This window comes from Nocardia sp. NPDC004718 (genome assembly GCF_053601535.1).
Genome location: NZ_JBSGCA010000044.1, coordinates 49,148 through 60,791, shown reverse-complemented (window position 1 = coordinate 60,791; position 11,644 = coordinate 49,148). Strand labels below are relative to the sequence as shown.

Annotated in this window: 15 protein-coding genes; 4 read left to right on the top strand and 11 right to left on the bottom strand. The window is 67.3% G+C overall.

Features of this window, described 5'->3' with window-relative positions; all coding sequences use genetic code 11:
- Nucleotides 1–103: 103 nt before the first annotated feature.
- Nucleotides 104–844, top strand: a complete 741-nt coding sequence (locus ACWEH3_RS27635; RefSeq protein ID WP_450021443.1) for an SDR family oxidoreductase — start codon at nucleotides 104–106, stop codon at nucleotides 842–844.
- Nucleotides 845–872: 28 nt separating this feature from the next.
- Here ACWEH3_RS27635 and ACWEH3_RS27630 read toward each other — a convergent pair whose 3' ends face one another.
- The 3 genes from ACWEH3_RS27630 to ACWEH3_RS27620 all read right to left on the bottom strand — a co-directional run bounded on the left by ACWEH3_RS27630 (nucleotide 873) and on the right by ACWEH3_RS27620 (nucleotide 2,432).
- Nucleotides 873–1,526 carry a TetR/AcrR family transcriptional regulator gene (locus tag ACWEH3_RS27630; protein WP_450021441.1) on the bottom strand — a complete coding sequence of 218 codons (654 nt, stop codon included), beginning with the start codon at nucleotides 1,524–1,526 and terminating at the stop codon, nucleotides 873–875.
- Nucleotides 1,527–1,570: 44 nt separating this feature from the next.
- Nucleotides 1,571–1,807: a hypothetical protein gene (locus tag ACWEH3_RS27625; protein ID WP_450021439.1), complete on the bottom strand. Its 237-nt coding sequence runs from the start codon at nucleotides 1,805–1,807 to the stop codon at nucleotides 1,571–1,573.
- A gap of 169 nt (nucleotides 1,808–1,976) precedes the next feature.
- A complete protein-coding gene (locus ACWEH3_RS27620; RefSeq protein WP_450021437.1) occupies nucleotides 1,977–2,432 on the bottom strand; it encodes a MarR family winged helix-turn-helix transcriptional regulator in 456 nt (151 codons plus the stop codon).
- 71 nt (nucleotides 2,433–2,503) lie between these two features.
- Between ACWEH3_RS27620 and ACWEH3_RS27615 the strand changes: the two genes are divergently transcribed.
- Nucleotides 2,504–3,451, top strand: a complete 948-nt coding sequence (locus ACWEH3_RS27615; RefSeq protein WP_450021435.1) for an NAD-dependent epimerase/dehydratase family protein — start codon at nucleotides 2,504–2,506, stop codon at nucleotides 3,449–3,451.
- Here ACWEH3_RS27615 and ACWEH3_RS27610 read toward each other — a convergent pair.
- The 6 genes from ACWEH3_RS27610 to ACWEH3_RS27585 all read right to left on the bottom strand — a co-directional run bounded on the left by ACWEH3_RS27610 (nucleotide 3,415) and on the right by ACWEH3_RS27585 (nucleotide 7,973).
- Entirely contained in the window at nucleotides 3,415–4,317 is a 903-nt protein-coding gene (locus ACWEH3_RS27610; RefSeq protein WP_450021433.1) for a sterol desaturase family protein, read from the bottom strand. The genes ACWEH3_RS27615 and ACWEH3_RS27610 overlap by 37 nt on opposite strands.
- A 48-nt stretch (nucleotides 4,318–4,365) precedes the next feature.
- The gene (locus ACWEH3_RS27605) at nucleotides 4,366–5,118 is read right to left on the bottom strand and encodes a helix-turn-helix transcriptional regulator (RefSeq protein ID WP_450021431.1); all 753 of its coding nucleotides are present in this window, start codon (nucleotides 5,116–5,118) and stop codon (nucleotides 4,366–4,368) included.
- Between the two features lie 21 nt (nucleotides 5,119–5,139).
- The gene (locus ACWEH3_RS27600; protein WP_450021429.1) at nucleotides 5,140–5,553 is read right to left on the bottom strand and encodes an SRPBCC family protein; all 414 of its coding nucleotides are present in this window, start codon (nucleotides 5,551–5,553) and stop codon (nucleotides 5,140–5,142) included.
- Nucleotides 5,554–5,614: 61 nt separating this feature from the next.
- Nucleotides 5,615–5,809: a hypothetical protein gene (locus ACWEH3_RS27595; RefSeq protein ID WP_355080109.1), complete on the bottom strand. Its 195-nt coding sequence runs from the start codon at nucleotides 5,807–5,809 to the stop codon at nucleotides 5,615–5,617.
- A gap of 289 nt (nucleotides 5,810–6,098) precedes the next feature.
- Nucleotides 6,099–7,340: an oxygenase MpaB family protein gene (locus ACWEH3_RS27590; RefSeq protein WP_450021427.1), complete on the bottom strand. Its 1,242-nt coding sequence runs from the start codon at nucleotides 7,338–7,340 to the stop codon at nucleotides 6,099–6,101.
- Between the two features lie 432 nt (nucleotides 7,341–7,772).
- Complete coding sequence (locus tag ACWEH3_RS27585) at nucleotides 7,773–7,973, bottom strand: hypothetical protein (protein ID WP_355080113.1); 201 nt, start codon at nucleotides 7,971–7,973, stop codon at nucleotides 7,773–7,775.
- Between the two features lie 419 nt (nucleotides 7,974–8,392).
- Here ACWEH3_RS27585 and ACWEH3_RS27580 point away from each other — a divergent pair, with 419 nt between their 5' ends.
- Nucleotides 8,393–9,040, top strand: coding sequence for a LysM peptidoglycan-binding domain-containing protein (locus ACWEH3_RS27580; RefSeq protein WP_450021425.1), 648 nt, complete (start codon nucleotides 8,393–8,395; stop codon nucleotides 9,038–9,040).
- Nucleotides 9,041–9,056: 16 nt separating this feature from the next.
- Here the strand turns inward: ACWEH3_RS27580 and ACWEH3_RS27575 are convergent, their stop codons facing one another.
- Nucleotides 9,057–10,298: a PepSY-associated TM helix domain-containing protein gene (locus tag ACWEH3_RS27575; protein ID WP_450021423.1), complete on the bottom strand. Its 1,242-nt coding sequence runs from the start codon at nucleotides 10,296–10,298 to the stop codon at nucleotides 9,057–9,059.
- 169 nt (nucleotides 10,299–10,467) lie between these two features.
- Here ACWEH3_RS27575 and ACWEH3_RS27570 point away from each other — a divergent pair, with 169 nt between their 5' ends.
- Complete coding sequence (locus tag ACWEH3_RS27570; RefSeq protein WP_450021421.1) at nucleotides 10,468–10,650, top strand: hypothetical protein; 183 nt, start codon at nucleotides 10,468–10,470, stop codon at nucleotides 10,648–10,650.
- Nucleotides 10,651–10,781: 131 nt separating this feature from the next.
- On the opposite strand, the gene ACWEH3_RS27565 is transcribed toward ACWEH3_RS27570, so the two are convergent.
- The gene (locus ACWEH3_RS27565; RefSeq protein WP_450021419.1) at nucleotides 10,782–11,339 is read right to left on the bottom strand and encodes a TetR/AcrR family transcriptional regulator; all 558 of its coding nucleotides are present in this window, start codon (nucleotides 11,337–11,339) and stop codon (nucleotides 10,782–10,784) included.
- Between the last annotated feature and the right edge of the window lie 305 nt (nucleotides 11,340–11,644).

Sequence of the window (11,644 nt, the reverse complement as noted above, 5' to 3'; positions counted from 1 at the left end):
TCCTTTCAAGCCTCGATAGAGGCAAACAACCATCAGCTACACCCCACCGCCCTGGGCATCCAGGGCACCAACCCCAGACACCTACAAACTTAGGGCGACAACCATGAAGCTGACAGTCATCGGCGGTACCGGACGGATCGGCTCGCAGGTGGTGCGCAAGCTGGCCGCGGCGGGGCACGAGGCCGTACCCGCGTCGATGTCCACCGGTGTCGACGTGATCACCGGAGAGGGCCTGGACCGGGCGCTGGAGGGGGCCGAGGTCGTCATCGACCTGGCGAACTCGCCGACCTTCGACGAGGCGTCGGTGGATTTCTTCCGTATCTCCATGCGCAACCTGCTGGATGCCGGGGAGAAAGCCGGTGTCGGGCATCAGGTCGTGCTGTCCATCGTGGGTGTCGACCAGGTGCCCGGCCTGGACTACTACCGGGCCAAGAGTTTGCAGGAAGACCTGCTGCGGCTGGGTCCCACGCCGTACTCCATCGTGCGCGCCACCCAGTTCTTCGAGTTCATGGACGCGGTGCTGTCCTGGACCTCCGACGACGACACCGTCCGCCTGCCCGCCACCCCGATCCAGCCGATGGCCGCCGCGGACGTGGTCGACGCGGTCGTCGAGGTCGCCACCGGTGCTCCGCTGCGCGGAGTCCGCAATGTGGCCGGTCCGGAGGTCTTCCGCCTCGACGACCTCGGCAGGCTCACCCTGGCCGCTCGGCGCGACAGCCGCACCGTCGTCACCGACGACACCGCGGGCATGTTCGCGGACGTTCCCGGCGACGTTCTCACCGCGGGCCCGGACGCCCGTCTGGCCGCTACGCACTACCGAGATTGGCTCGAGAAGCAGCACTGAAGATTTCGCCACCCGCCGGGCTTCGCGGTCAACCGGGTTGCGATGCGCGCGCCGCGTCGACCGCCGGAGCCGGAACACCGACGAGTTTCACCAGAAAACGTTCGACCTGCTCCGCCAACGGTGTCCAGGGCCGGTCCGGCTGGTGCAACCGCATCGACACCGCACCGTGGACGGCGGCGCGCAGATCGAGCGCGACCGCGGCCGCGTCGTCGGCCGGGACCGCGCCCGCGTCCATGCATCGCCGCACCGCCGCGACTGTGCTCTCCGCCAGCTCCTCCCGGAATGCCATGTCGGTGCGCTGGTTGAGCGCGCTCTCGTGCAGCACTTTGTACAAGCCGGGATGCCGATAGGCCCACTCGCCGAGAATCACGGTGCGAGAACGCAAACGATCGATCGGGTCGGCATGATTCGCTTCGGCTCGCGCCATCGCCCGCAGCAGATCGTCGTGGCATCGGTTCAGCACCGCCAGAACCAAGGCGTCTCGATCATCGAAGTGCAGATAGATCGACGTGGCGGCGGTGCCGACCGCTCGCGCCACCGCGCGCATCGACAGCGCCTGGTCGTCGCCGAGCTCATCGAGCATTCCCATCGCGGCTACCACGATCTCTTCCCGCAAACGTTCGCCCTGCCCGCGGGGATTGCGCCCACGCGTCCGCCGGTTGCCCGGCTGTTCCTCTGCCATGACGGCCATTGTATCGGTGCGGCTGTAGCGCTACAGTTTTAGCGCTACAGCTGTTCAGTTAAAGGATGGAACCTGTGACCAGCATGAACACCTTGATTTCCAACAACCGATTCGGTCGACGCCATCGCCCGCTCGTGGTCACCCAGTTCCGCCGCGGCCATTGCGACCACGAGCGCGAAGTCCTCGGCCATGCGGTCCGCCTCGGCCAGAACGTCGCCGAGCCGTCGGCGGTGCCACAGCTCAACCGAACTGCTCGCCAGCACCGAGGCCTCGGCGAGCATCCGCGAGCGCTCGCGCTCCTGATCGGCTGCGTCGATCGACTACGACGACCGACGCAGCCGATCACGATCTCCTACGCGGATTCGCGTAGGCCGGAAGCCGAGTACGAACGGCGCGATTCGCCCATCGGCTGCCGACGGCTCCGGTTCTCCGCCCATGCGGCCCAGAGCGTCAGGACTGCTCTTGCTCGGAATGGGTCACGATGGTTTGCAACGAGTTCCGCAGTTGCTGGGCGGCCTGCGGACTGAGCTGCGCCAGGAACTCACGCTCGGCGGCATCGCTCGCCTTGGTGGCCCGGCGAAGAGTGTCCTGCCCGGTATCGGTCAGTTCGACCACGTTGCGACGCCGGTCGTTCGCGTCCGGATGACGTGCCACCAGGCCCTTGCCTTCCAGAGTGTCCAGCATCGCGACCATCGTGGTGCGGTCGATGCCCAGCCGCTGCGCCGCCTGCTGTTGGGACGTGGGTTCACGGCCCGCGAGGACGAACAGCACGCCGAGCTCGCGCCCGTCGATGCCGTACGGCGCCAACGCTTTCGTGTTCAGCTCGGCCATCCGCAACTGCGCGTGCTTGAGCAGGTAGCCCAACCGTCTGCTCAATTCGGGGCCCGGCCCATCCGTCCTAGACACCGGGAGATTCTATCGCTAGCCTGATCGTCAGTAGTACTGATAATCAGCTATACGACAGAAGGGGTAATGTGATGATCTTGGTCACCGGAGGTCTCGGGTTCATCGGCTCCCACACGGTGCGAGCCCTGCTCGACCTGGGCGAGGGCTGCGTGCTGGTCCAGCGTCGAACCGGCGAGGTACCGGCCGAGTTCGCCGGTGCGCAGGTGGCGGTGGAGCGGGCCGACATCACCGATCTGACGGCGTTGCTCGACGTGGGCACGCGCCACAAGATCACCGGCATCGTGCATCTCGCGGGTTCGATGCCCTGGCCACCCGGCTCCGACGAGCCCATCGAGGGCGCGCGGAAGGCGATCGGCAGTCTGTTCAATGTGATCGAAGCCGCCGAGGCCTGGGGCGTGCCGCGGGTCGGCGTCGCGAGCACGATCGGCGTCTACGCCGGCCTGACCGGTGCGGGTCCACTGCGGGAAGACATGCCGGTTCCGCTGACCGCACCCCATCCGATACCGAGCTTCAAGAAGATCGGCGAGCTGCTCACCGATCATTTGACCGGGGCGACCGGCATCGAGATCGTCAATTACCGCATCTCCGCCATCTGGGGCCCGCGAGGCCGACCCGCGGACCCGTTCTTCCCGGCCCCTCAGCTCGTTCATGCCGCCACCCGCGGCACCGCGCCGGACCTGTCGTCGCTGCGCTTCCCCGCCTACGCGGACGACGCGATCGACCTGTGCTACGTGAAGGACTGCGGCCGGGCCATCGCACTCCTGCAACTGGCAGACCGGCTCAACTACCGCACCTACAACGTCGCGTCCGGCCGCGCGACGACCAACGCCGAAGTCATCGCCGCGATCGAGAAGGTCGTCCCGGACGCCGGGATCGACCTCCCCACCGGTGGGTCCGGACAACGCAACTACCTCGACATCACCCGTATCCAGCAGGACACCGGCTACCGGCCCGACTACGACACCGAACGCGCGACCGCCGACTACATCGCCTGGCTGCGCGCGGGCAATGAGCGCTGAGCGGGTTTCGTGGCCCCGCAAGCGCCGCCGGGCCGGAAGGGTTCGACGAGTTGGGCGAGATAGCCGCTGGGGTAGTGGGGCTCGGCGGCCATCCCGAGGTCGTCGCTGGTGAAGCGGCGGTCCGGGTCGTAGGAGTAGGTGCGCAACAGGTGATCCCAGAACAAGGTGAACAGCCCGAAGTTGACGTCGCCGATGCCCGCCCATTTCAAGTGGTGGAACCGGTGTGCCTGGTTGAGCGCGAGCACGGTACGCAGGGGGCCTACGCGGTAGTCGACGTTCGAGTGTTGCAGTAGGAGTTGCACCGCGACGGTGAACGCGAGGGCGGAAGCCACCGAGGTGGGCAGGCCCAGCAGTACGAGCGGGGTGACACCGGCGACGGTCTCCAGGGTCTGGTGCAGGGGATGTTTCATCAGGCCGTTGAAACCGTAGGCGCGTTCGACGCTGTGGTGCACGGCGTGCAACCGCCACAGCGCGGGAATCTTGTGGCTGGCCGAGTGGGTCAGCGTGATGCCGAGATCAGCGACGAGCACCGCGACCAGCACCTGAATCGGGAAGGGCCACCGGTGCGGCCAGACATCGGCGGAAGGGATCAGCGCGGCCATCAGCGGCAGTGCGGCCACGCCGCCGAGGGTGAGCAGTTCGTTGACCACGGCGTGCGCGGTGTCGCGCCTACCGTCGTCGTGGCCGCGGTTCCAGTCGTCGTGGTAGGGCAAAATCCGTTCGGCGGCGAACGATGCGGCGATCGCGAGTACCAGCAGCGGCAACAGCCATAATTTGCCGACGCCGGTGGCGATGACGGCGAGCGCGGCGCCGTTGACCGCCAAGAGCATGAACGGCACGTAGCCGTAGCGGACCAAGGTGTGCATGCCGTTCAGCGTGGGGGCCGTGGTCCCGACGGCGCTTGAACGGATTCGCTACGGCCGCACCATGGTGACCGCACCGGCGAGTTCGGAGGGGGTGAGCCCGAACATCTCGCGGCAGACTCGGGTGAGATGCGCGCTGTCGGCGAAACCCGCGGCGTGCGCGGCCTCGGTGAGCGTGCCGCCGCGACGGGCGTGGTCCATCGCTCGTCGCAGGCGCGCCCACCGCAGATACGGCGGGAACGCCAGCCCGAGCTCGGAACGGAACAGATGACCGAGTCGACTCGCCGACAGTCCGACCGCGGCGGCGAGTTCGGCCAGACGCAGCGGGCCGTCGAGCAGGTCCGGCAGCAGCTCCAGCGCGCGAGACAGCGCCGGGTGCCGGGCAGCGCCGGTGGGAGCGGGATCGCCGATCAAGGCCGTCAGTGCGGCGTGCGCCAGTTGCCGGGGATCCCGCTCGCCGTCGTCGAGGTCGAGCAGTGGCAGCGCGGCCCGCGACCACGCGGTGACCGAGTCGACGGCGCTCCCGATGCGCCGCACACAATCGGTCAGCGCGCGCCCGAGGGGCGACTGCGCGTCGGCGAAGACGAGCAATCCCGTTGCCGTGCCGGTGGTTTCGTGCGGCACACCGGGAGGGATCAGCGCCGCTCGCCCCGCCCAGTGGCGGCCCGCGTCGTCACGCAGACCGACGGAGCCGTTGGCGCTGAAGATCAATTGCGCGGCGGCATGATGGTGGCGGTGCGCGCTCCCGAGCCGCCCCGTGTACAACAATCGGCCCGGGTACAGCGTCGCGGTGCCCTGCCACATGTCCGGCACCTCCCGATCCCGCTACGACTCGGCCGCCGCGGCTTCGATCGCCCGCTTCATCTCCGCGAGACCGTATTCGGTACGAATCCGCACTTCCGGCGCGGCCGACTCCGGCAAGACGTCGGTGATCCAGATCAGCCGGCCGCGCTCCCCCTCGGCCCGAACCTCGAACGAAGCGTGGTGATAGTCCAGCGCGGGCCTGGCGCCTTCGACGACGGAGTACGCCAAGCGGCGGGCCTCGTCATCGATGGAGACGATCAGTTCACGGATCACGTGCCCGTCCGGGAAAGTCAGCCAACGCCGCGCTCCCTCGAGGCGGGTGTCGACGACCCGGCCGGGCAGCAGGCGTCGATGCACGGCGCCGACATCACGCACGACATCCCAGATGTGGCGCGGCGAAGCGTCGATCACGATCTCATGGCGAATCGCTGTCATGGGCCGACGCTTTCTCGTCGTGGGTCAGATCATCGTCAATCTACTCGAGCCCGGGCGCCGATCACCGCCACAGACCGCCACAGGGCAGCTCGGGCAACTCGACGTGGACATCGTCATCGATCGTGACGATCAGGTCCGGATGACTGTGCGCCAAGTCGGCGGCCAGACTCCGGGCCTGTTCCGCGCACGCCCGGTAGTCCAGGACAAGGGCGCCGGATTCGATGTGGATGTGCCGGATGTGCTGCGGGTTCGTCATGTCCACCGCACTGTCCGGTGTGTTGTCGGTACGGCTTGCTCCGCGCCACCTCCAGACAACGATCGCAGCGCGGCCGAGCCATGCGGAGGACCGAGCGTCCTATGGCTCATGTTCCCGAACTCCTCATAACTTAGGCCGAGCTCAACCCTTCGATCGCGCGCCCCTCAGCGCGTTTATGGCGAGGTTACGGTTCATCTCGGCGATCTACTGTGAAGAACAGTCAGTAACTTACCAGCTATCGCCGATGCACTCCAGGGGGCTTCGAGAGCGCATCGGCGCCCGGAAGGGCTCAGCGCGGCGGCTGACTCATGTCCCGGTTCATGGTGGGGATCTCGATGCTGATCGGCATCCGCAGTTCCGCCAGATAGAGCAGCGCCGCCCTGCGGAGGAATTCGTCGAACAGCCAGTAGGCGTCCGGCGCGAGCGGCACCACGGGCAGCAGACCTTCGCGCACGGCGATGAAAGGCCCCCAGCTCACCCGCAGCAGCGGGTCCCAGACCGGCTCCCTGGGGATGGCCAGCCCGTCGGCGATCTTGTCGCCGAGCAGGAAGCGGGTGAAGGCGCCGAGCACCGGTTTGGTGAGGACGGCGAAGTCGAGGTTCGCCCCGAGGCGCAGCAGCCGGTCGGCCAGCTTGGCGCCCTCCGGGGTCGGCGCCAGGATCGGATCCAGCACCTGCGCGGCCTGCGAGTCGGCCTCCGCCCAGGAGTTGGGAATGTATTCGTCACGGATGCCGAGCATGTGCGCGCCCACCTGCCACGAATGCAGGAACGCCTCCGACTCCGCGACGGGCATCGGCACCTGCCACGCGGTCAGATGCTTCATCACGGTGGTCGGCAGGCTGTGCCAGGTGACCATCAGGTCGTTCTGGCTGATCGGGATGTCCTCCTCGGCGGAGTACACCCAGTGCGGGGACTGCGGCAGCAAGTGACGCACAGCGGCATGAACCAGCCGGGTCTTCACGCAGGTCACGACCATCTCACCAGCGGGCGCGTAGGCATTCGCGGTCCCGATGTCGTAACCGAGCTTGGCGGTCTTCAAGATGCGGTCCTTCAGGTCGTGACCGCCCTTGGAGTAGTAGACCGCGCGCGCCTCCTTGGGAATGACCGTGCTCATCATGCCGCTGGCCAGCCCGTAGAGCACGCCGAGATACAGCCCGCGCTTCTTGTTGAACTCGACGGCGGTGGCCAGCTTTCCGCGATCAGCCCAGGGCGGCAGCTGACGTGCGTACTCCATGAAGTCGCGCAGATCCGGCGGCAATCCGTCCGGCAAAGGCTGCCCGTTCGCGGTCCAGGTGCGCAACAACTCGTTGACCCTCGGCACCTCCCCCCGGTCGATCAGCGAGGCGACCAACTGATCCGCCTCGGGATCCCAGACGGTGAGCGGGTCGGCCCCTTCACCGGAGCCGGCCACCGAACCCTGCGGGGACCACGTCCACGGCTCCGCGCGCGCGGGGGTCGCCATGGCCAGCGCGCCGAGCGCGCCCAACACCCCACCGGCTTTCAACGCGTTGCGCCTGCTGAGTCCATCCATGTCTGCGCCACTCCTCATTGAGCCGAGCGCCGCCGTGATGATGCGACGAAAGACCGGCAGCACTCCACATCGCCGTCGCAACGATAAGAACAGTGATTAACTTAGCAAGCTTGGCGCTCATTGTCTCGATTTTTCCGCAACTTGCCGACACCGGTCGCACCATGGTCGAAACTCGCGCAGCCCCGGTAGAACACCCCATATGATCAGGACATTCGCCGAATTTGAACACTTGACCAGCTGCTTCCCGTTAGAACGGCATCCGGCGTGCCATCAGGATCTCCCCGCCTATCACCACCTGAATCAGTCGCTAATAACTAGTCACATAGACAGTTGGTCACGCAGTCTTCTCGCTGCCGTGCCGCCGCGGAGCATGACCGCCGCACAACGAAACGGGCCGGGCGGTTGTACCGCCCGGCCCGTGTTCGGTCGACGTCAGCGACCGGCGTGGCTGTGCTGTCCGCCGCGCACCTTCGCTTCGTTGGGCTGCGCTTCGGCGCCCTTGCGTCCGGCCGCACTCGGATCGGCCGAGTTACGCTCGCCGAAGCTGCCGGTGCTGGCCTGGCCGCCGCGACGCGCCTGCTCCTCGGTGTCGGAACGGTTGCCGAACTGGCCCGGGTTCTTCTGGTCTGCCATCACTTGCTCCTTTCGGTAGCGGATGAAACCGACTGTGGCTCTTGGCGCCACGTCTTCGTGCTACCCCTGACCCAGTGCTCGAATCAGCCTCGGAGCTTCTTCACACGATCGAAAAGAACTGCCCGGAAACGGCTTATACGAGCCGCCCCGAGAAGCTGGTCGCGGCGTCCGACCGGGCCACACCGGCTGGGCGCCACCTGCGTATCCGGCGAGACCGACCGGGTAATCGGGACGCCGCCCCGGCGGGATCGCGGCGAGCGCCGCCGGAAACGAGTAGTCGCCTACGCACGATCGCGCGGCCGATCGCGACGAGCATTCGGTAGCGCCACAACCGTTCGTGGACGGCAGGTGCGCGTGCGAGACAAGCCGGAATCGGGGTCCGCGGCACCGGCTGTCCGCAGTGCAGAAAGGCCGAAGAGATGAAGAAGTACGAAGTCCAACCCGGCGACACCCTCTCCGCGATCGCGCATCGGGAGTACGGAGACGGCAGCCTGTTCCCGGCGATCGCGCGCCAGAACCATCTCGCCGATCCGAATTCGATCGACGTCGGACAACAGCTCCTGATCCCCTACATCACGCGGCGCCACCTCCTCACCACGCCCGACTCCACCGCGGTGCGCAAGCAGATCACCCAGCGCTACTACGGAACCGAGGACACCGGCGTCCAGCTGATCTGGGAAGTCGTCAACGGCGTGGCGCAGCGTGCCATCCAGCCCGGCGCGTGGCTGCACATTCCGGAGCTCGCCGATGTCGGTCACCACACGGTGACCGAAAACGAAACCCTGGCGATACTCGCCGAGCGCTGGTACGGCGACGCGAATCTCGCCCTGGTGATCGAACTGGCCAACCACTTGCCCTCGGGCACCGAACCGGCTCCGGGCCACGTGCTCGTCGTGCCCGGCCTGAACCGCCGCCGTGGCGTCGCGGGCGACACGCTGCGCTCGATGTGCGAGGACCAGTACGGTCCCGCGGATCTGGACACCAGAGTGGGAGTCGTCGCGGCGGCGAATCACATCGCCGAGCCCGAAGCGCTCTTCTCCCGCCAGGTGATCCACTTCCCGTCGTAACCGTGGTCGGCGGCGGCTACGTCGTCGCGTGAGCGCGGCGGCGCCGGGTCCGGCGCCGCAACAGCCAGGTCGACAGGCCGGTGATCGCCAGCGCGAGCGGTGTCAGGCCGAAGGCCAGCCAGATCAGTCGCCACCAGCCGTTCACCAGCCAGCCGAAGTGAGCGGGCTCGAAGACTTTGGCGTAGAAGGTGTTCGCCAGCGGCCGGTCGCGGCTCGCGTCGACCACCTTGATGTCGGAAGCGTCATGGGCGTTCACGTAGACCATGACGTCACCGCTGTAGAAGAGGCGGTGCTCGCGCGGGGAGTAGGCCCCGGCGACGACGGCGCGGTAGTACGGGGCGGCGTCCGTGGGCAGCAACAGGTAGGCGAGTCGGCCCGGCGCGGCCCGATCCGCGATCGCCGTGGCCTCGCCGATGGACAGCGGGGGGCGGGGGGCATCGCTCGACCGCGGCACGAAAGACCTCTCGGTTCGTTCGAGGGTCGTGGTGCCGCCGGTCGCCACGAGCCAAGCCCGTTGCACCGCAGGCCATTCGATGGTGGTGCCGGTGATGCCCCACACCAACAGGAACGGCACCGCGAGAATACCGATGACGCCGTGCAGGTCGCGGTCCCGGGCGAAGCGTCCCTTCCGCAGCCGGACCCGGAATCCGTGGCGCAGCCGTGCGAGTGACGGCCACCAGATGCCGGCGCCGGACACCGCGAGCGAAACCAGCAGGACGCCGAGCGCGCCGAGAATCACCGCGCCCCATTTGATGCCGAGGAGCGGAGCCTGATTCTCCAGCATCGGGATCGCGCCGGAGTAGCGCGCACAGCCGAACGCGCAGTTGTGCAGGTTGGTCAGCCAGCCGAGAACGCCGTCGGTCAGGTTCACCCGCTCGTTGATTCGTCCGGTGCCGGGATCGACGGAGTAGGCGGCGGTGTACTTCGTGTTCCCGATCGCGATCACGCCGCCGTCTCTACCGACCCAGCCGACGTCGAAGCCGGGATCGGTGGCACGCACCATGGCGACGGCCTGCTCGGCGTCGATCACCGCCGGCGCGTCCGTGTGGCGATAGAACGATGCGTGTCGAGCTCGGAACAATTCCGCGTGGTAGAGCAGGATCGCGCCCGAGGTCGACTGGATCACCAAGACCGAGCCGAGAATCAGCGCCGACCAGCGATGGATCGAGATCAGCCTGCGCCGTATCGGTTTCCGGGATCGCTTCGATGATCCGACGATCCGCTTGCCAGGCTCGCGCACCACCACGGTCGTGTTCATAAGGTTAGGCTAACTTCAAAATTCGAGCTTCCCAATGGGGGCACGGCAGCCCGGAGGGCTTGTCTACACCACCTCACCGGCGGATGATCTGATCAGAGTCACCCCGGACTCGGATCCACGTTGCCGGGCCGGGTTCGGATCGCCCTATCGCTCAGCCAAGGAAATCACCATGATCACCAAAGCCACGCAAGCGATCATCGCAGCCGCTCTCACACTCACCATCGGGGCCCTTTTCGCCCCGGCAGCCTCCGCAGCACCGGCTTCACCAGTACCGACGAACGACGCCCTCGGCTCGGTCACGGTGTGCCTCAATATCCCACTGGGCCCGGCCAGCATCAGCTTCTGCATCTGAGGTCACCGCACATGCGGTACCGGCGAACGGATGCGATTGGGCTCCCGCACATGATCCGTTCGCTCGACCGCGTCGCCGACACACTGGCGTCGATCGATCGCGCGGCGTGACATGCGACGGACGCGCCCCCTTCAGCCGCGCAGAGCGCGGTCCAGCAACGCCCATGCCTGCCGGGCGGTCTCCTTCTTGGACTGCGCATCGGTCTTCGACAGCACGGCCGCCAGCATCGCCAGCGCCAGGACCACGTCCGCGGTGGTGATGTCGGCGCTGATCGTGCCGCGCTGACGCGGATCCTCCAGCTTCTCCGCGATGAGGGTGATCAGCCGCCGCGCCACCTCGAACAGGCGCATGTCGTCGGTGTTGGTGGGATGGATCATCGCGATGAACGCCGCCGAGGTGGTGATCTGATCGACCATGATCGCCAGCAGATCGTCCACGGTGACCGCGGGATCGTCCGCCAGCGCCTCGATGCCCTCGATGTTCTCCTCGAACACCGCGAGCGCGATGCTCTCCCGGGTCGGGAAGTGCCGGTAGAGCACGCCCTGCCCCACGCCGGCGACCCGCGCGATGGAGCTGAACGGCGCGTCGAAGCCACTGTCCGCGAAAACCTCTCGCGCCGCCTGGATCAAGGCCGCCCGATTGCCGGCCGCCGCCTTCGGCCCCCTGTTCACACGGCGTGGCGAGGTCATTCGGGCAAGGCTACCGGACCATCGCCGACCGCCCCGCAGCACGCCGGATGGCCCGGCACGGATGCCGGAATCCGACCGGATACAGCCGCGCCGTATTGACGCGGCGCGGTGATCTCACGCACACTGACCGAGTAACCGGACAACACAGTCCGGCATGGCGAGAGGGTCGGCTCGGCCCGGCTCGGCGAGTAGGGACGCCGTTGCGCCAGGCCGGATTCGACACTCGTTCGACGCCACCATGCCGCATCGGGTGGTCCGGATACACGATGACGCTGCCGTCACCGCGGCGGCCGCACCGCACGCGC